Genomic DNA, 18,454 nt, shown 5'->3' on the forward strand with positions numbered 1-18,454 from the left:
TCTCCTCTCGGGGTCCTTTCTCAGCAGGGCAGGGGCACCAGCGTGCGCGGTCGCGCGGTGACCCGGGGCCGCCGGCAGGAGTACACGAACGCCGGCGGCACGTTGGCCCACACGGTGCGGCCGGTCACGACCTCCTCGAACCGGTCGCCCAGCGCCCGCCGCAGCCGTTGGGCGGGCGGGGTCCAGCGGGCGAACGTGTAGCCGAACGTGGTGAACGCGCCGTCCGGGGTCAACGCGTCGGTCACCGCGTGCAACAGCTCGTCCTGTTGACGTCCGGCGAACGCCGCCCACGGCAGCCCGCTCACGATCACGTCCGCGCGGCGGTGACCCCGCTGCGCCAGCACCTCGCCGAGGTCGCGTGCGTCGGCCACGGCGACGTCGAGCCGCGGATACCGGGCGGCCAGCAGGCCGGCGAACCGCTCGTTGATCTCGACCGCGAGGTGGTGACCCCGGCCGGCGAGCCGGCGCTGGATGGCGGCCGTGAACGCTCCGGTGCCGGGGCCGAGTTCGACGACCAGCGGCTCGCCGACGCCGGGCACGGGCGCGGTGACGAGGTCGGCCAGCGGTCCGCCGCTGGGGGCGACCGCGGCGACGGTGAACGGGTCACGGAGGAACTCGCGCAGGAACTCCGCCCGGTGGTTGTCGCTCATCAGCCAGCCCGCTGCCCGGTGAGCTGCGGCCGGGCCGGCCCGGCGGCCGGGGTCAGGATGCGGGCGAGCCAGTCGGTGCGGGCGCGGCGGGCCTGGGACGAGATCCGCGCCTGCGGGTACAGGGCGTCGAACCCGTGGAAGCCACCGGCCCAGATGTGCAGCTCGGCCTGGCCCCCGGCGGCCCAGATGCGGGTGGCATAGGCGACGGCCTCGTCGCGGAACACCTCGGCGGTGCCGGCGTCGACGTAGGTGTCCGGCAGGCCGGACAGGTCGTCGGCCGTGGCAGGGGAGACGTGATCGGGTACGGCGTCGTCGGCCAGATCGCCGAGCACCGACCGCCAGGCGAACTCGTTCATCTCGCGTGTCCACACGCCGGGCTCGCCGGCGTACTGGCGGCTGGAGGTGGTGTCGTTGTGGTGGTCGAGCATGGGGCAGACCAGCACCTGGGCGGCGAGCTTCGGACCGCCCCGGTCGCGGGCCAGCAGGGCGACCCCCGCGGTGAGGCCGCCACCGGCGCTGACCCCGGCGGCGATGATCCGGTCCGGGTCGACGCCCAGCTCGTCGGCGTGCTCGGCCACCCACAGCAGGCCGTGGTAGCAGTCGTCGATCAGGCTGGTGCCGGTGGCCTCGGGCGCCAGCCGGTAGTCCACGGAGACCACGACGGCACCGAACAGATCGAGCCATTCCAGGGGGATGTCGATCTGGGAGAAGCGGTCGCCCATCACCATGCCGCCGCCGTGCATCCAGTAGACGCACGGGGCCGGGCCGGTGCGATCCGGGCCGGCGGGGCTGAAGACGGACAGCGGGATGTCCGCGCCGTCCGGGCCGGCGATGCCGACCTCGCGCCGGTCGATCGCCCGGCCATCGAGGAGCGGCTCCACGGGCATCGACGAGAACGGCCGGATCTGCGGGAGCACGTCGCGGTTGAGTTCGGGTACGAGCGGCATGTCGGCCAGGAGCGCGCACAGCTCAGGGTCGAAGGGGGGACGTGTCAGTGCCATGAGGGGATTCCTGTCGTGTTCGTGCGGAAGGGCGGATTGCCGTGCGTGATCTCAGATCGCGGCCTTGCCGCCGACCGGCACCTCGTCGAGGTATGCCGGCTCGCCGGCGACCAGCGGCTGGAGCTGCGCCACCAGGGCCTGCGCCTCGTCGGTGGCGAAGAACCTGTGGTGCGCCTCCTCGGTCGTCCAGCCCTCGGTGACGTGGACGACGTCGGCGTCGGCGGCGGAGCGGCCGATCAGGAAGACGACGCAGTCCTCGTTCGCCAGCGACGGCGAGGCGAGCAGGAAGTCGACCAGTTCGCCGCCCTTGCCGGGGCGGGCGGTCATGGTGGCGTGGAAGCCGTAGCTGACGGTCATCGGGCACTCTCCTCGGCGGCTGCCGCCGGATGCCGGCGGCGACGGTGTTGCCTGGCTGGGATCCACTTTCGGTGCCGCCCGGTCGGCCTTCATCAGTCATCCGACTTCCGAGATCCGGGCCGCCGACGGCCGATGACCTAGCTGGTGGTGCCGCAACCGGCCAGGTCCGCGGCCGGGGGTGCCCGGTGGCATGAGCAGGGTCGCCGGCCCGCGCCGCGCCGCGGTGCCCTGGGCCGGGGCCGCGGGGACCGCCCGGCCCAGCACCTCGGCCCCGGTTAGGTCATTCGACAGACGCGCGGGCCGAGAGCCGCGCCGCACCATCGACGGCGTGACGCCATCAGGACGGGAACACCCCGCATCGCCACCCATCGTGCTGCGGATGCGCGAGGTCCGCGACCGGGCCCTGTTCGACCTCGACGACGGGCCGGTCACGCCGTCGAACCGGGTCGATCTGACGGCGGCCACGCGCCTGCTCAACGTGCTGCTGGCGAGCCTGGTCGTGTCCTCGTTGCAGTACGAGCAGCACGCGCTGGCCGTCCGCGCCCCGACGGCCCGGCCGCTCGCGGAACTCCTGTTCGCCGGGGCCGACCGCGATCGTGGTGACGCCCGGTTGGTCGCGACCCGGATCCGGCAACTCGGGTCCGTCGGCGACTACGACCCGCAGCACCTGAACGCCCGGTCCCGGGTCGCCTTCCGGGCGTTCCCCGACGGTGACATCGTCGGCATCGTGACGCAGAACCTCGTCGGGGCGCGGATCCTCGTCCAGACGTTGCAGGAGGCGGTGCGCTGGATCGGCGACGACGACCCCACCACCCGGCGGCTCCTAGAGCGGCTGCTCGAAGCGAAGGAGACGCAGGCCGACGAGCTCAGCGCGCAGTCTGCTCAGCAGCAGACGGCGACAGAGCGTCCCGGAGCGCAGCCCGGGACGTGACGCCCAGCTTGGGGAAGATCCGGTACAGGTGGGCGCCGACGGTCCGGTGGGACAGGTACAGGCGCTCGGCGATCTGCTTGTTGGTCATGCCGCTCGCCGCCAGTTCGGCGATCTGGAGTTCCTGCGCCGTCAGCGCGGTCAGGTCACCCCGTTGCCGTGGGGCCGGTCGGTAGCCGCAGGCGCGCAGCTCCCCCTCCACCCTGGCGAGCCAGGGTTCGGCCGCCATGGCGGCGAATCCGTCGCGTGCGGCGAGCAGGTGCCGCCGGGCATCCGTCGGCGCCTGGGTCCGCCGCAGCCTCTCCCCGAGGGCCAACCGCACCCGGGACCTGTCGAACAGCCACCGCCGGGTCGCCGCGTCGGCCAGCAGGGCCTCCAGGCGGGTCACCGACTCGTCGTCGTCGAGGACGAGGGCCTCGGCGCCGGCCTGGAGCAGGGCCATCCGGGACGACAGGCCAGCCACGTCCGCGTCCCGCATCGCCTGGACGTGGGCTCGGGCCTCGGCCGTCCGCCCGGTGCGTACGGCTGCCTCGACCAGGTCGAACATGACCCAGGTGCAGTGCGGCACGTGGGAGGCGAGCACGCCGGGCGGGCTCATCGCGGCGGCGTGCCCGAAGGCGGCGTCGTAGTCACCCTGCCCCATGGCAGCGAGCACCCGGGGATGCTGCGCGAACAACGCGGCGGCGGCGACGCCCCGGGGCAGCGCCCAGTGGGTGATCTCGTCGGCGAGCGCGTACGCCTCGTCGAACCGTCCCCGGCCGGCGGCAAGGATCGCCCGGTTGTACCGGAAGTACCACGCGAAGAACGAGAAGCCACTGGTGTCGCAGGTCCGCTGGCCCTCGACGGCGAGTTCCTCGGCCTCGTCCCACCGGCCCGTCAGGAAGTCGTCGAGGCACAGGTGCATCAGGGCCCCGAGGTGCCGGCGGGGCGCCCCGCCGTTGCGTCCGTGCTGGACCAGTTGCCAGGACGCCTCCCGCAAGTCGCCGAGACGATCGAGATACACCGAGGCCGTGCCGATCCGCGTGATGCGGGTGGGGTCGGCGTCCTCGGTGAGCGTCCGGAGCACCGCGTCGATCCGGTGCAGCGCCGCCTTTCCGGTGCGTACCGGGTCGGCGAAACTGTCACTCGCCAGCGCGAGCACGTCCGGCGGCCCGGGCTGGATCCGGCGCAGCACCGCGAAGAACGGTTCCCAGCATTCCGGGGCGCTGCCGTACCAGCACAGCAGCAGGAGGGTGTGCATGGCCTCGACGAGCGCGGGGTCGTCGGCCCGGTATCCGTGGTCGCCGGTCTCGATGGCGCCCGCCAGCAGCCGGTGGGCGGTGTTCACGTCACCGTCCCCGTTGATCATGAGGAAGGCGGTCGCGTTGGCCGCGTGCAGGGAACCGGCGGAGTCGGGAGCCGCCCGACGCGCGTCGGTCAGCAGGATCTTCGCGTCGTCGATGGTGCCGCTGGCCTCCGCGCCGATGTACGCGGCCTCGGCGAGCCGCCGTCCCCGGCCGGCGCTCGTGGTGCTCAGCTCGGCGGCACGCACCAGGGCTGCCACCGCAGCGAACCCGTCCCCGCGCCGCATCACCCGGTGCGCCGCGTCCTCGAGGAGTTCCGCCACCGCCTCGTCCGGGCCGACGGCGGCCGTCGCGAGGTGCCAGGCGCGGCGTTCCTCGTCGTCGACCAGGGCTCCGGCGAGTGCGACGTGCGCGGTGCGGCGCTCCTCGTGGGTGGACATGGCTACGATCGCCGACCGGATCAGCGGATGCCGGAACGCGATCCGGGCCGTGGCGTCGTCCACCCGGACGAGCTGCGCCCGCTCGGCGGGGGCAAGGTCGGCCAGGCTGGGCTGGTCGGGCAGGGCGGCGCGGAGCACCCGGACGTCGCCGGTGCCCTCGAAGGTGGCGAGCAGCAGCACCCGCCGGGTCGCCTCGGGCAGCCCGGTCAACCGGGCCGCGAAGATCGCCTGCAACCGGTCGCTGAGGGGGACCACCTCGGGCTGCGTCTCCGTGCGCCGAACGGAACCCAGCAGCGCGGCGGGCAGCTCCATCAGCGCGAGGGGATTGCCCTGGGCGAGGTCGAGCAGGCGTCGGCGTACCCGGGCCGGCAGCTGCGGGTGGCGGGCGTCGACCAGCCGTCCCGCGGCCTCGTCGTCGAGCGGCCCGACGACGTGCTCGGACAGCCCCCGCAGGTCGAGGAAGCTCACCGATCCCGTCCTGGTCGACGCCAGCAGCCCGGCCCGGCGACCCGTCAGCCGCCGGGCGACGAAGCCGAGGACGACGGTGCTCGCCCGGTCGAGCCAGTGCACGTCGTCGACCACCAGCACGACCGGCCCGTCGGTCGTGAGCTCGGTGACGAGCAGCAGTGCGGCGTTGCAGACCAGGAGGACGTCCGGGGGCATGCCGACGCCGAACCCGAGCGCCACCGACAGCGCCTCGCGCGGACCGGGCGGGAGGCTGTCGAGGGCCCCCTGCGCGGGCAGCAACAGCTGATGCAGGCCGGAGTAGCTGACGTCGGCCTCGAACTCCGACCCGGACGCCCGCAGCACGTGCATCCCGCCCGCGAGGGCGAGTTCCGTCGCGGCAGTCATCAGGGAGGACTTGCCGACCCCCGGCTCGCCGCAGATCAGCCGCGCGCCGCCGCCCTGGCGCACCCCATCGAGGAACTCGGCGAGCTGTGTCAGGTCGTCGTGGCGTCCGAACAGTTCGCTACCGGCCACCCGTACCTCACGCGCCCGTCGTTGTCCGTCGGCCCCCGGCCGACCTCGGCCCTCTGTCCGGGCAGGCTACCGGGGACGTCCCGCCGCCCGGCCGTCCATCGGGCAGGCGGGCAGGAACGGGCAAGAGAACGCGAGTTCCGGTCAACTGTCGCGGGGTGCGACCCGCGCGGCGGTCCGGGCGCGCAGGTGGGCCGCGTCCTGGCGGGGCGGACCCCCGAACTGCCGGCGGTACTCCCGGCTGAACTGGGCGGGGCTCTCGTAGCCGACCCGGCGGCTGACCCCGGCGATGTCGCCGGGGCTGGCGGCGAGCAGCAGCCTGGCGCGTTGCAGACGGATCTGCTTCTGGTACTGGATCGGGCTCATCGAGGTGACGGCCTGGAAGTTGCGGTGGAACGCCGAAACGCTCATCCCCGCCTGCTGCGCCACGTCCTCGACCCGGAAGGGCTGCGCGTAGTTGTCGCGGATCCACTGGACGGCCCGGGCGACGTGGCTGAGGCTGCTGTCGGGCAGGCCGAACTGGCGCAGCACGCCGCCCTGCTCGCCGGTGAGCAGCCGCCAGATGATCTCCCGCTTGATCAAGGGCGCGATCATGGGGATGTCGCGGGGCTGGTCGAGCAGGCGCAGCAACCGGACGGCGGCGTCGAGCAGTTCGACGGGGGCCCTGCTGACGGCCAGGCCGGCCGGTGCGTCGGTGGCGGGTGCCGGCAGGTCCGCCGGGTCCGCCTGGAGCAGCACCTCGGCGACGGCGGCCGGGTGAAGGGTCAGGCCGAAGCCGAGCGCCGGCTCCTGCGGGCTGGCCCGGGCGAAGTGCGCGGTCACCGGCAGGTCGATCGAGGCGACGAGGTACTCGCCGGCCTGGTACTCGTACACACGGTCGCCGAGCGCGAACCGCTTCGTGCCCTGGGCGACGAGGGCCAGCACCTTGCCGTAGGTGGTCGGTGTCGGCGGGTGGGGCCGATCGGCGCGGAAAATGCGGACATCGGCGATGCCGGTGCCCAGGTCGGGCCGGGCGTGCCGGGCCAGCAGAGCGCATAACTCGTCGAGCGGCATGCCCGCCATTGAAGCACCGCGGCCATGGTCAGGGCCCGTCCTTCTGCCCGGCTCCACGGGACAGCCGTTACACGCTATCACCAGTGTTATTGACGGAAACTCAACTCTCGTTATAGGCTATAACTAACGCGACGCAAGGTTACGAACCCTCGGCGTCCACTCCCCCGGAACAAGGAGACGGACGATGCTCAGATCTCTTCGTGCAGCCCGGCTGTCCGCAGCGCTCGCGCTACCCCTGGTCACGATCGGGGCGCTCGGTGTGCCATCACCCGCCTCCGCCGACGACGGCACCTCCGGGCGGGTTCAGTCGACCTTGGTCCCGTTGACCTGCGCCGGTCGCGGGGTCGACCCCGCCGCGAAGATTCGATACCGCACCGAAACCCTGATCAAGGCACCGCTGCACGCCATCTGGAAGCTCCAGACCGACGTGGAGCGCTGGCCGTCGTGGCAACCGCTAGTCGCCACCGCCAAGCGGCTGGACCGCGGGGCGCTGCGCGCGGGCTCGCAGTTCCGGTGGACCACTCCCGTACCCGAGACGCCGAACACCCCCGCCACACGAGCGTGAGCTGCAGAAGCGGGCCGCGCTGTCCGCCGCGATGCGGAACGGCTTCCACGCCCGCGGCCTCGATCCAACCCGAGCCGCCTTGCTCGCCGAGACGTCGGTGACCCTGATGTACGTGTCGGTCACCGCATGGCTCGAGACCGACGACGACCGCAAGCGCTACGGCATCATCGAGAACGCCCTCGCCACGCTCCTGACCGCCTTGATGTGTAGTGCGGTCTCGGGTGGTCCCTACGGCCCCGATTGTGCGCGTAGTCCTGGGCGCTTCAAACAATGCTCCAAGACCGTCAGACATCGACCCCACCCACCCTCGTCGGACTTCCGTGGTGCCCCGAACAGCGACAGACGCCTGGGCACAAAGCGCGCCCATGATTCGGGCCACGCCGCGACTCGAATATGGACAGCACGGAACCCCGGGGGAAGTGTCCGCTGTTTGCACAGTCCCTGCTGCGGTGAGCATGCACTCGTATGCCCTGCGGGCAGTGCCATGCGGTCGGACGTGCGGCGGGCCGGCGTCGATCTTGACCCGGGTGTTTCAATCGAGGGCATGTCCCTCGACGAGTTGCGCGATCTGCTTGCCCGCCATGCTCGGCCGGACCTCAGCACGCCGATCGAAGACCTCCGCGTCTTCCGCGCCGATCGGCCTCAACCACCGATTCCGACCACGTACGGCAGGGTGTTCACGCTCGTCGCCCAAGGCACCAAGCGCTTCGCGCTCGGCAACCACCTGTACGAATACCGGGCCGGGCAGTATCTCATCGCCTCGGTCGACCTGCCCGTCACCGCCTACTTCGAAAAGCCGAACCCGCAACTGCCCGGGCTCGGCTTCGGGCTGACGCTGCACCCGTCCACCATTGCCGAGATTCTGCTGCAGACCACCCCCGGCGAGCTGCCGGACCTCGGACCCGACACGCCGCCAGGCCTCGCCGTCAGCACCGCTCCAACCGAACTCGTCGAAGCGGCCGTCCGGCTGCTGCGCCTGCTCGACCAGCCCCGCGACATCGCCGTGCTCGCGCCCCTCGTCAAACGCGAGATCATCTGGCGGCTGATCACCGGCGAGCAGGGTGCCATCCTGCGCCAGTTCGGCTTCCCCGACAGCAGCCTCAGCCACATCGCCCGTGCCGTCCAGCGGATCCGCGACCACTACGCGCAGCCCTTCCGCGTCGAGGAACTGGCCCGGCAGGCAGGCATGAGCGTCTCCGCCTTCCATCGCAACTTCCAGACTGTCACCGCGATGAGCCCCATCCAGTTCCAGAAACAGATTCGGTTGCAACAGGCCCGACTTCTCCTGGCGGCGGACCCCGCCGACATCGCGGGAATCAGCCGCCGAGTCGGCTACCAGAGCCCCGCGCAGTTCAGCCGCGACTACCGCCGCCAATTCGGCGAGCCACCGACGCGTGACGTGGCCCACCTTCACGCATACACCCGCACCGGCACCCCGACCGGCCCACCGGAAAGCTGATCAGCTGGCACCTGTGCTGAAGTCGCCCACTTCGGCGTGCCGGCACCGGGCCCGACCAGTAGCAGCGGCCACCATGACCGACGATCTTGATGCCTGCGGGGAAGCTGGAGATACTTGGGCCATGAACTCTCGGCGAGTGCTGGTGACCGGTGGGTCTCGAGGTATTGGCGCGGCGGTAGTGAAGGCCTTCGCCGCAGGTGGCGATCGAGTCGCCATCCACTACCGCACTTCCCAGATCCTCGCCGAGCAACTACGCGACTCGCTGCCGGGACAGGGTCACCTGGCGGTGGCGGCCGACCTCTGCGATCCCGGCGCGGTCCGCTTCGCCGTCGACAGTGCCGCCGAGCGGCTCGGCGGACTGGACGTACTTGTCAACAACGCCGCCGACTACGTGCCGCACGACATCTTGGAATGCTCATACGACGAGTGGCAGCAGCGATGGAAACGCGTAGTGGAAACGAACCTCACCGGCACCGCCAACGTCATATGGTGCGCGGCGCAGCACATGCGTGCGGCCGGCGGGGGCCGAATCATCAACATCTCGTCGCGAGGCGCCTTCCGCGGCATGCCGGACTCGCCCGCGTACGGTGCGAGCAAAGCCGGACTGAACTCGCTGGGCCAGTCCCTGGCGGTCGCGCTGGCTCCGGCCGGAATCGCCGTCACCACAGTTGCTCCTGGGCCCATCGACACGGAACTCATTCGAAGCTCGCCGTTCTTCTCGCAGATGAGTTCACAGAGCCCCTTTCAGAGGACGGGCCGGGGGAGGAGGTCGCATCCGCCGTGCACTGGCTCGCCTCCCCTGATGCGGAGTGGGCGTCCGGCGGCATCGTCGACCTCAACGGCGCTTCCTATCTGCGCACCTAACGACCTCGTGCACGGTAGCGAGTCCTTGAGCATCGATGATCGTTGTTCGCACCCCCGACAGATTGGAGGTGGCAACCACCGACACCAGGGCCTGCTCGGCCCGCCGCCGGTGCGTCAGCAACCAGTCCGGGGAAGTACGAGCCCTGCCGCAGCTTCGGGATCGCCAGGTCGATCGTGCCTGCTCGGGTGTCCCACTCCCGAGACCGATACCCGTTGCGGGAGCTCACCCGCTCATCGCTGCGCTGCCCATAGCCGGCGCCACAGATCGCGTCGGCCTCAGCGAACATCACCGCCTGCGCGAACATGCGGATCACCGCCTGCGCGAACGTGCGGATCATCGCCTGCGACACGTCCGGCGACGCGTCCTCGACTGCTCGCGCACAGGTCAACAGGGTTCATGCTCTCTGAAGCGGCCATCGCGTCCTCTCCTCCTTCTTCGACTTGGTCGTCTTGAAGGATCGACGCGATGGCCGCCTCTCATCTACGCAACACGCCCATCACGGGCAAGTCGTACACCACTCCGTGGACGCAACCCCACGCGCCCCAACAACGACGCCCTACGAAACACGGCCTAGTTGTGGAAGAACTGAGACGATCGGTAGTCGGTGGTGCCCGTGGCGGTGTACACGCGGATGGTGTAAGCGTCGACCTCGCCGCCGGCCGGGCCGGGCCACCAGGCGCCCCACCAGCTCTGCTTGGCGCTGGTCTGGATGACCTGACCGTCGTTGAGGATCAGGTCGACGCGGGTGACTGACGGGGCGATCCGGCCGATCACCGTGGAGAACTGGTCGTCGCCCTCACCATGCGCACTCGCGGTCTCGATGGTGATCGGCGGGCCGGCCGATGCCGGATGGGATTCGTCGAGGGCAATCGACGCGAAGCCGCCGTTGACGCCGACCATCATGCACTGCGCCATGGCGGTTGGCCCTTGCTTCAGGATCAGCATGGTGGCGCCGCCACGCTGCTCGGCGAGCACCACCTGATCTGCGGTGACGACCCGGGGGTCGAGCCCACCGACGCGGAGTTCGGCGCACGCCTTCGCCTGCGGCAGCACGTCGGCGCCATTGAGCGAGCCGGGCACCGGCGTCCAGTCGGCGACCGCCTCGGCTGCGGCGTTCGGGAACAGGGCGGGCACGGCCAGCATGCCGGTCACCGCCACGGCCGCCGCAGCGACCAGGCCTACGGCAGACCGGCGGAACGTCACCAGCCGGGTGCGCCGGCCCGGGGCCGCGTCGTTCATCACCTGTTCCAGCCTGTTGCTGGACCGGTTCCACTCGATCGGTCCCGGTTCCCGCCCGGCGGCCGGGTCCAGCGCGGCGAACTGCTTGAGATCCTCGAGATTCGTGTTCACAGCTGCCCCCTGATGGCCTGCGGACGGGTGATGGTGGATACCGATGGCCGGCCGGGCGGCCCTGCGTACGCGCTCAGCAGCCGCTGCCGGGCCCGGCTCAGTCGCATGGCGAAGGTCGACGGCCGGCACCCGGTCACCTCCGCGGCCTGCTCGACGGTCAGGCCGTCGAACAGCACCAGCGCGAGCGTCTCCTGGTCGGCGGGACGCTGCTCCCGCCAGGCGCGTGCCATGTCGACGCGGGCCGCGGCGTCGGTGGAATGGTCGTCCACCGGGCGGTCCTCGCCGACCAGCCGGACGTTCAGCGCCCGGCGGCGCAACCATCCCCGCGTCTGGTTGGACAGCACGCCACGGGCGACCCCGAAAAGCCACGGCCGCGCGTCCTCGGGGATGTCGTCGTAACGCCGCCACGCTGTCAGGAAGACCGTCGCGACGACGTCCTCCGCGTCGGCGGGCGGCACCCGCCGTTCCACGAAACGCAACAGATCAGGGTACGTCTGCGCATGTAACTGCCGGAAGCGTTTCTTCCGGTCTTCGGTTGCCGTCATACCCCCTACCTGTCCGGGACCACGGCGACCATCACACCGAGATCCTAGAAGGCGGCCGTCGAACCGTCGGAGCCGAGCACAGGGCCGGGAACGGAGGCACCAACGAAGGGAGGTGATCGCGGGCACGGTGCCGGACAGGTGGGTAGCGACTGCGTATCCGCGTCGAGACGAGCACGTCAGTGACCTGACCATGCTGGTCGACGGCCCGGCACCCGTACCGCCCGATGCCGTTGACCTTGACGTAGGTCTCGTCCACAAACCAGCGGTCACCCGGACGGTGACGGCAGATGCAGGAGGCGATGGCCAGCCGCACGGTCATCGAGAGGCCAGGGGCATCATCATGGCCGAACGCCGCTGCACCACCACCGAAGCGTTCCGCCTCCTGGCGAGAGTGTCCCAGGACTCCCACCGCAAGGTCCGCGACGTGGCCCAAGCCCTCGTCGACCAGGCGGTCGGGACACCTCGCCGCTGACCGCAGCTACTTGCCGCGGGCCTTTCGGGTGCTGTCGTCGTTGGCCTTGCGGATGGCCTCGACGAGGTCGGCCTTCTTCATCCGGGACCGGCCGCGGATGTCGAGCTTCTTCGCCAGTTCCATCAGGTGTTCCTTGCTGGCGTGGGCGTCGACCCCACCGGCCGTCCGGCCCGACGAGCCGCGGCCGCCGGCGGCCTTCTTGTCACTCGGTCCCTTCTTGGCCTTCGGTTCCCAGTGGTCGCCCACCTTCTCGAAGGAGTGCTTGACCGCCGCGAACGCCGTCCGGTGGGCGCGCTCGCCCTCTCCGTACGAGTCGACTGCGGAATCGTGCGCCTGGGCGTAGGTGTCCTGGGCCTTCTTCGGCGACCGCTTCAGGGTGCTGGGCATGTCCTTCCGTGCCGGCATCGTCGCTCCTCTCGTCGGCTCCTGTTCGATGACCGTGCCCTGTGGTCGCGGCTTCAAACACCGCCACCGGCCAAGTTGCCTTCCCGCCCCTGCGAGCAGGCCTGCCGGGACCTCCCGGCCACCATCAGTGGAGAACAGTGAGCGGTGCCGGCGCACCGACAGGTGCCGGCACCGCCCGCTTCGTCACCGCCGCTCGAACCCGCAGGAAGTAGTACCGGCGGCCGTCGAACCTATCCGGCGGTGGCGGCGGCGCGGGCGACGAGGTCGGCAAAGACCGCCGGGTCGTCGGCGTCGACGACGGGGAAACCGGCTCCGGGCTCACCCACCCAGTGCATCATGATGCCCGGGTTGTGGACCTGGTACCCGTCGGCGAAGAACAGGTGCGGGCTTCCCTGCACGTCGTCGCGGTGCCGCTGGTAGTCGCGCATCATCGCGCCGCGGGCCCGACCGGTGTCGAGGGCGTCGGCGAGCTTTGACGTGTCGACGCCGGGGCAGCCGTCGGCGATGTCGAGGATCTCGTGGCGCAGGGAGATGCAGCGGCTGTCGCGGAAGAACGCCATCCGCAGCGCGAGGTCGAGGTCCTCGGCGGCGGCCGGGGACTGTTCCTTGGCGGCGTGCACGGCCTCATTGGGCAACAGGGTGGTGACCGGCCACGTCGCGGGGTCGGCCTGCCAGGGTTTGAGTTCCAGGTCGGGTTCGAGCGCGCCGAGCACGGGCACCTCGGCTTCCAGGTACCGCTTGGGGATCGGGAACCGGTTGAGGTCCTCCAGCAGGAACAGCCGGTGGTCCAGGCGCACCCGGTCGTCGAGGCCGGCCTCGACGCGGGCGCGCAACAGCCGCACGATCGCGATCGTGGACCAGCCGCACGCCACGTCGGTGTAGACGACGATGGTTCCGCGCAACCGAGTCGTCCTGACCGACGTGCGCCAGCCGAGCGCCCGCCTGAAACTTCGGGCCAGCACTGCGTAGTCGCGGACCGCACCATCGCCATCCACACAGAACACCAAGCCCTCAACACTCAGCACCTCATCAATCGCGGAGAGTAACGCCCGTCGCGGATGCGTTTAGAGAATCCGCCTCGATGGAAGTGACAGTCGTCCACATCCGTGGAGGGAGACAACCGTGACGAACAAGAGGCGGCCCGCGGCGTTCCTGATGACTCTCGCCCTGGCGGGCACGGCGGCGCTGGCCGGCTGCGGTGGGGTCGGTGGCGGCGGGAACGACACGGGCGGCGGGACGAAGGACGCCGGAGCCCTGACCACCATGGGTTTCGGCCTGTCCGACGAGATCGCCGAGTCCCGTGTCGACACGTTCCGGAAGGCCAACCCGGGCGTCAAGCTGACCATCACCGAGGGCAGCTTCGACGAGCAGCAGTTCCTCTCCGCGGTCGCCTCGGGCAACCCGCCGGACCTGGTCTACCTGGATCGCAAGCTGATCGGCACCTATGCCAAAAGCGGTGCGGTCCAGCCGTTGACCGACTGCCTCGAAAAGCAGGGCATCGACATGGGGCAGTACCAGCCGGACGCGCGGGCCCAGGTCACCCTGAACGACACCGTCTACGGCATCCCGGAGTTCTCCATCGTCCGGGTGCTCTACCTCGACGAGGCGGCGCTCAAGCAGGCCGGGGTCACCGCCGACCAGGTCGGCGTGGCCGACTGGGCGGCCCTGCCGGCGCTGGCGACCAGGCTGGCCCAGGTGGACGGTGGCAAGGTCACCCGGATCGGCATCGACCCGAAGATCCCCGAGTTCCTGCCGATGTGGGTCCGGGCCAACGGCGGTGAGATGATCTCCGCCGACGGCCGGACCGCGAAGCTGGACGATCCGAAGGTGGTCGAGGCGGTGCAGACCGCCAGCTCGCTCATCCAGGGGCAGGGTGGCTGGGGGAAGTTCAAGTCCTTCCGGGACACCTTCGACCTGTTCGGCGCGAAGTACCCGTTCGTGCAGCACCAGATCGGGGTGTGGCCGTTGGAGGACTGGTTCCTCAACCAGATCGCGAAGAACTCACCGGACGTCCCGTTCGTCGTGAAGCCGTTCACCGACCGGCAGGGCAGGCCGCTGACGATGGCCAACGGTCAGGCCTGGGTGATCCCCAAGGGCGCCAAGAACCCGGAGGCCGCCTGCACGTTCGCCCGGACGGTGACCGCCACCGACACCTGGATGACCGCCGCGCAGGCCCGGCTGGCGGCCCGCAAGGCGCAGAACCTGCCGTTCACCGGCGTGTGGACCGGCAACGTCGCCGCGGACAAGAAGATCTTCGACGAGCTCTACCAGCCCAGCGGCAACAAGCGGTTCGACGACGCGGTGCAGGTGATCCGGTCGGCCCAGGACGCCGCGTTCTCGCTGCCGGCGTCGCCGGCGGGCGCGGAGTTCGACAAGGCGTGGACCGACGGGGTGAACCGGGTGCTGTCCGGGCAGGCGCAGCCGGCCGACGCGATGCGCCGGGCCCAGCAGGAGGCCACCGCCGCGCTCGACCGGGCGTCGAAGTAGCAGCCGCGGCCATGTCCACCACCACCGACACCGCCGGGGGCGCTGCCCGCCCCCGGCGTACCCGGCGGCGTCGGATGACGCCGACGACCCGGCGGGAGGCCCGCTGGGCGTACGTCTTCCTGGCCCCGTGGATCATCGGCTTCCTGGTCTTCACCGCCGGCCCGATGCTCGCCAGCCTGTGGCTAAGTTTCACCGAGTACGACGTGATCAGCTCGCCCCGGTTCACCGGGCTGGACAACTACCGGCGACTGGCCGCCGATCCGCAGGTGCTACGCAGCCTGACCAACACGATCTACTACACGCTGCTGCACGTGCCGCTGGTGATGGCGATCTCGCTCGGGCTGGCCCTGCTGCTCCAGCGGGTCGGCCGGTGGCAGGGCTTCTTCCGGACCGTGTTCTACCTGCCGGTGATGACCCCGGCGGTGGCCGTCGGGGTGCTCTTCCTGCTGCTGCTCAACACCCAGAACGGGCTGATCAACCGGGCGCTCGGCCTGGTCGGCGTCGACGGTCCGAGCTGGACGACCGACCCGCGCTGGGTGCTGCCGGGCATCGTGCTGATGAGCCTGTGGAGTCTCGGCTCCAGCGTGATCATCTACCTGGCCGCGTTGCAGAACGTACCCCGCGACCTGTACGAGGCGGCCGCACTCGACGGCGCCGGCGGGTGGGCGCGGTTCCGTCACGTCACCCTGCCGATGATCTCCGGGGCGCTGTTCTTCACGTTGATCGTGAACACCATCGCCGCACTGCAGATGTTCACCGAGGTCTACACGATGTACTTCGGCAACCGGCAGAACGCCGGCGCCTTCAACAGCGACGCGGCCAGCTTCTACGTCATCCGGCTGTTCCAGGAGGCGTTCCAGTTCCTGCACATGGGCTTCGCCTCCGCGATGGCCTGGGTCCTCTTCCTGATCATCGGCGTGATCACCCTGGTCCAGGTCAAACTCTCCCACCGGTTCGTCTTCTACGAGGGGGACTCATGAGCGCCGCCGTCGATCGCGGTCCGGCCTCGGCCGTACCGGCGCGGACGCGGACCGCGTCGCCGGTCCGCCGGCCGGCGGACGACCGGGACGACGGGCGCCCCTGGTGGTCGCGGGCGCTCCGCCTGACCGCACTGCTGGGGGCCGCGGTGGTCTTCCTGGCGCCGTTCGTCTGGCTGGTCTCGGCGTCACTGCGGCCCCGGGCGTACGTCTTCGACACCGGCTTCCTGCCGGTACCCTTCGCGCCCGAGAACTACCGGACGGTGTGGCAGGCCGTCCCGCTGGTGGCCTGGCTGGGCAACAGCCTGGTGGTGGGGGTCGCCGCCGCCGCGGCGGTGACCCTGTCCAGCGCGTGGGTGGCGTTCGGATTCGCCTACTTCCGGTTCCCCGGACGCAACCTGCTCTTCGGGCTGGTGCTCGCGACGATGATGCTGCCCTTCGCGGTGACGATGATCCCCACCTACCTGATCTGGTCGGAGCTACGACTCGTCGACACCCAGGTGCCGCTGTGGGCGGGCAACCTGTTCGGGTCGGCGTTCTACATCTTCCTGCTCCGGCAGTTCCTGCTGTCGCTGCCCCGGGAGTACTTCGAGGCCGCCCGGGTCGACGGCGCGAGCTACCCGCAGCTGTTCTGGAAGATGGCGTTCCCCTTGATCCGGCCGGCGCTGCTGGTGGCGTTCGTCTTCGAGTTCAAGGCGAGCTGGACCGACCTGATGAAGCCGCTGATCTACCTGCGCGACGAGTCGCTGTTCACCCTGCCCCGCGGGCTCAAGGTGATGGTCGACCGGTTCGGCTACGGCGGCGAACACCAGCAGTGGGAGGTCCTCCTCGCCGGCACGGTCATCTCCACCATACCGATGATCGTCCTGTTCTTCCTGGCCCAGCGGCACTTCGTCGAGGGCATCGCGACCACCGGCCGCAAGGGCTGAGACGGTGGCGAGGCCGACGACCTTTCAGACAGGAGGATGAATGCGACGCGGCGGCGCGGTGTTGATTCTGATCATCATGCTGGTCACGGCGTGTGGCCTGCCGCAAGACACGGCAGGCACCCTCGCCGACGTACGCGACGGCGTACTGAGGGTGGGCGTCACCGAGAACCCGCCCTGGGTCCGGGTGCCCGACGAGGGTCCACCGTCGGGTGCCGAGGTCCGGTTGGTCACCCAGCTGGCGGCGGAGTTGGGCGCCGAGGTCGAGTGGTACCCCGGCTCGGAGTCCGCGCTGATGGCCGCGCTGAAGGACCGGGTCCTGGATGTCGTGGTCGGTGGCCTGGACGCGAAGGCGCCATGGACGAAGGAGGCGTCGCTGACCCGACCGTACGTCACGACCCGCACCCTGGTGGCCGCCCCCGCGGGCGTCCGCGTTCCCGACGACCTCACCGGGCACCGGGTGGCCGTACGCGGCGGCACCGCCGACGTCGCCGCACTGACCAGCGAAGGCGTCCACGTCGTGGCCGTGGACGAGGTGACCGGCACGGAGGGCATGCCCGTCGTCGTCGGCGAGTGGCGGCTGGCCGAGCTGGGGCTGACCTCCTCGCGGCACGAACTCAGCAGTACCGATCACGTGTGGGCGTTACCACCCGGCGAGAACGCATGGCAGGTAGCGGTCGAGCGGTTCCTGCTGGAGCGCTCGCACGCCGACGTCATGCGACTGCTGGTCGAGGCGCAGCGAGCGGAGGCGACCCGATGAGGATGTACGACCGTTTCGAACTGCCCCCGGACAAGGCCGCGTTGCACCAGCGCGCGGTCCGGCTCGAATGGTGGACCATCGCCTTCTTCGTGGCCACCGTCGCTCTGCTGGCGGTGACCCTCGGGCAGTCGCAGGCGATGAAGGCCGCCTGGATCGAGGACATGCTCGGCCTGGTCCCACCAGCGGCGTTCCTCATCGCCGCCCGGTACCGCAACCGCGCCCCGAACGCGCGGTTCCCCTACGGCTACCACCGCTCGGTCAGCGTCGCGTTCCTGGCCGGGTCGGTCGCGCTACTCGGTCTCGGTGGATACGTCGTCTACGACTCCGCAGTGCGGCTCATCGCGCGGGAGCGGCCACCGATCGGCCTCATCGAGGTCTTCGGACAACGGTTCTGGCTGGGCTGGCTGATGATCGCCGTGCTGTTCACCACCATGGTGCCCGCCATCCTGCTCGGCCGAGCCAAGCAACGGATCGCCCGCCAACTGCACGACAAGGTGTTGTTCGCCGACGCCGAGATGAACCGCGCGGACTGGCTCACCGCCGGTGCCGCCATCCTCGGCGTGGCCGGCATCGGTATCGGACTGTGGTGGGCCGACGCCGTCGCCGCGCTGATCATCGGCGGTGACATCGTCCGCGACGGGGTCCGGACCACCCGCGGTGCAGTGGCGAACCTGATGGACAACAAGCCCCGCGTGGTCGACGGCAGCCACGAACACCCGCTGCCTCACCAACTGCTCACCGCCGTCCAGGACCACGACTGGATCGTCGACGCCTGCCTGCGCCTACGGGAGGAGGGCCACGTCTTCGTCGGCGAACTGATCGTGGTGCCCCGGGAAGGCACGGACCGGCTGGTCGAACGGCTGGAGGAGCTACAGGCGTTCGCCCGCGACTTCGACTGGCGCATCCACGACCTGGTCGTCGCGCCGGTCCACCGCCTGGAAACCTGAGTCGGG

Annotated in this window: 16 protein-coding genes and 4 pseudogenes; 10 read left to right on the top strand and 10 right to left on the bottom strand. The window is 70.5% G+C overall.

Translation table 11 applies throughout. The features are described 5' to 3' along the window. Positions 1 to 20: 20 nt before the first annotated feature. Genes ACQP1S_RS30890 through ACQP1S_RS30900 form a run of 3 tightly spaced genes read right to left on the bottom strand, consistent with a single transcriptional unit; the run spans position 21 to position 2,008 of the window. Positions 21 to 650 carry a class I SAM-dependent methyltransferase gene (locus ACQP1S_RS30890; protein ID WP_432901529.1) on the bottom strand — a complete coding sequence of 210 codons (630 nt, stop codon included), beginning with the start codon at positions 648 to 650 and terminating at the stop codon, positions 21 to 23. Further along, positions 650 to 1,651 carry an alpha/beta hydrolase gene (locus ACQP1S_RS30895; protein ID WP_432901531.1) on the bottom strand — a complete coding sequence of 334 codons (1,002 nt, stop codon included), beginning with the start codon at positions 1,649 to 1,651 and terminating at the stop codon, positions 650 to 652. Before ACQP1S_RS30895 ends, ACQP1S_RS30890 begins: the two co-directional genes overlap by 1 nt. Positions 1,652 to 1,702: 51 nt before the next feature. Beyond that, positions 1,703 to 2,008 carry a putative quinol monooxygenase gene (locus ACQP1S_RS30900; RefSeq protein ID WP_432901533.1) on the bottom strand — a complete coding sequence of 102 codons (306 nt, stop codon included), beginning with the start codon at positions 2,006 to 2,008 and terminating at the stop codon, positions 1,703 to 1,705. 328 nt (positions 2,009 to 2,336) lie between these two features. Between ACQP1S_RS30900 and ACQP1S_RS30905 the strand changes: the two genes are divergently transcribed. Further along, the gene (locus tag ACQP1S_RS30905; RefSeq protein ID WP_432901535.1) at positions 2,337 to 2,939 is read left to right on the top strand and encodes a ferritin-like domain-containing protein; all 603 of its coding nucleotides are present in this window, start codon (positions 2,337 to 2,339) and stop codon (positions 2,937 to 2,939) included. Here the strand turns inward: ACQP1S_RS30905 and ACQP1S_RS30910 are convergent. Both ACQP1S_RS30910 and ACQP1S_RS30915 read right to left on the bottom strand, forming a co-directional pair. Continuing rightward, complete coding sequence (locus ACQP1S_RS30910) at positions 2,875 to 5,640, bottom strand: AAA family ATPase (RefSeq protein ID WP_432901537.1); 2,766 nt, start codon at positions 5,638 to 5,640, stop codon at positions 2,875 to 2,877. The two genes, ACQP1S_RS30905 and ACQP1S_RS30910, sit on opposite strands and share 65 nt — an antisense overlap. Before the next feature lie 141 nt (positions 5,641 to 5,781). Continuing rightward, positions 5,782 to 6,690: an AraC family transcriptional regulator N-terminal domain-containing protein gene (locus ACQP1S_RS30915; RefSeq protein ID WP_432901539.1), complete on the bottom strand. Its 909-nt coding sequence runs from the start codon at positions 6,688 to 6,690 to the stop codon at positions 5,782 to 5,784. Positions 6,691 to 6,874: 184 nt separating this feature from the next. Here ACQP1S_RS30915 and ACQP1S_RS30920 point away from each other — a divergent pair, with 184 nt between their 5' ends. From ACQP1S_RS30920 to ACQP1S_RS30930, 3 genes and pseudogenes are all read left to right on the top strand, one after another. Next, positions 6,875 to 7,255 carry an SRPBCC family protein gene (locus ACQP1S_RS30920; protein WP_432901541.1) on the top strand — a complete coding sequence of 127 codons (381 nt, stop codon included), beginning with the start codon at positions 6,875 to 6,877 and terminating at the stop codon, positions 7,253 to 7,255. Between the two features lie 544 nt (positions 7,256 to 7,799). Beyond that, on the top strand, positions 7,800 to 8,714 hold the full coding sequence (locus tag ACQP1S_RS30925) for an AraC family transcriptional regulator N-terminal domain-containing protein (RefSeq protein ID WP_432901543.1): 915 nt from the start codon (positions 7,800 to 7,802) through the stop codon (positions 8,712 to 8,714). 121 nt (positions 8,715 to 8,835) lie between these two features. Next, a pseudogene (locus ACQP1S_RS30930) lies at positions 8,836 to 9,411 on the top strand (SDR family NAD(P)-dependent oxidoreductase); the annotation flags it as partial. A 198-nt stretch (positions 9,412 to 9,609) separates the two neighbouring features. Here the strand turns inward: ACQP1S_RS30930 and ACQP1S_RS30935 are convergent. From ACQP1S_RS30935 to ACQP1S_RS30945, 3 genes and pseudogenes are all read right to left on the bottom strand, one after another. Then, positions 9,610 to 9,995: pseudogene (locus ACQP1S_RS30935) on the bottom strand (transposase); the annotation flags it as partial. Positions 9,996 to 10,925: 930 nt separating this feature from the next. Next, the gene (locus ACQP1S_RS30940) at positions 10,926 to 11,399 is read right to left on the bottom strand and encodes an RNA polymerase sigma factor (protein WP_432908460.1); all 474 of its coding nucleotides are present in this window, start codon (positions 11,397 to 11,399) and stop codon (positions 10,926 to 10,928) included. A 232-nt stretch (positions 11,400 to 11,631) separates the two neighbouring features. After that, positions 11,632 to 11,781, bottom strand: a pseudogene (locus ACQP1S_RS30945) (DDE-type integrase/transposase/recombinase); the annotation flags it as partial. On the opposite strand from ACQP1S_RS30945, the pseudogene ACQP1S_RS30950 reads away from it, so the two are divergent. Further along, positions 11,756 to 11,946 (top strand): annotated as a pseudogene (locus tag ACQP1S_RS30950) (ANTAR domain-containing protein); the annotation flags it as partial. The pseudogenes ACQP1S_RS30945 and ACQP1S_RS30950 sit on opposite strands and share 26 nt — an antisense overlap. 6 nt (positions 11,947 to 11,952) lie before the next feature. Here the strand turns inward: ACQP1S_RS30950 and ACQP1S_RS30955 are convergent. Both ACQP1S_RS30955 and ACQP1S_RS30960 read right to left on the bottom strand, forming a co-directional pair. Next, positions 11,953 to 12,351, bottom strand: a complete 399-nt coding sequence (locus ACQP1S_RS30955; RefSeq protein WP_432901545.1) for a ChaB family protein — start codon at positions 12,349 to 12,351, stop codon at positions 11,953 to 11,955. A gap of 230 nt (positions 12,352 to 12,581) precedes the next feature. Further along, on the bottom strand, positions 12,582 to 13,253 hold the full coding sequence (locus tag ACQP1S_RS30960; protein ID WP_432901547.1) for a DsbA family oxidoreductase: 672 nt from the start codon (positions 13,251 to 13,253) through the stop codon (positions 12,582 to 12,584). Between the two features lie 220 nt (positions 13,254 to 13,473). Between ACQP1S_RS30960 and ACQP1S_RS30965 the strand changes: the two genes are divergently transcribed. From ACQP1S_RS30965 to ACQP1S_RS30985, 5 genes are read left to right on the top strand one after another with little or no spacing between them, the layout of a single operon-like run. After that, positions 13,474 to 14,838, top strand: a complete 1,365-nt coding sequence (locus ACQP1S_RS30965) for an extracellular solute-binding protein (protein WP_432901549.1) — start codon at positions 13,474 to 13,476, stop codon at positions 14,836 to 14,838. Positions 14,839 to 14,849: 11 nt separating this feature from the next. Beyond that, on the top strand, positions 14,850 to 15,818 hold the full coding sequence (locus tag ACQP1S_RS30970; protein WP_432901551.1) for a carbohydrate ABC transporter permease: 969 nt from the start codon (positions 14,850 to 14,852) through the stop codon (positions 15,816 to 15,818). Continuing rightward, a complete protein-coding gene (locus ACQP1S_RS30975; RefSeq protein WP_432901553.1) occupies positions 15,815 to 16,744 on the top strand; it encodes a carbohydrate ABC transporter permease in 930 nt (309 codons plus the stop codon). Before ACQP1S_RS30970 ends, ACQP1S_RS30975 begins: the two co-directional genes overlap by 4 nt. Before the next feature lie 40 nt (positions 16,745 to 16,784). Continuing rightward, entirely contained in the window at positions 16,785 to 17,501 is a 717-nt protein-coding gene (locus ACQP1S_RS30980; protein WP_432901555.1) for a substrate-binding periplasmic protein, read from the top strand. Then, positions 17,498 to 18,448 (top strand): cation diffusion facilitator family transporter, encoded by a 951-nt coding sequence (locus tag ACQP1S_RS30985; protein ID WP_432901557.1) that lies wholly within the window; start codon positions 17,498 to 17,500, stop codon positions 18,446 to 18,448. The genes ACQP1S_RS30980 and ACQP1S_RS30985 overlap by 4 nt, the downstream gene beginning before the upstream one ends. The last annotated feature ends 6 nt before the right edge of the window (positions 18,449 to 18,454 follow it).

The organism is Micromonospora matsumotoense, assembly GCF_050951065.1.
In the GTDB taxonomy this organism is placed as follows: Bacteria; Actinomycetota; Actinomycetes; order Mycobacteriales; family Micromonosporaceae; genus Micromonospora; species Micromonospora matsumotoensis.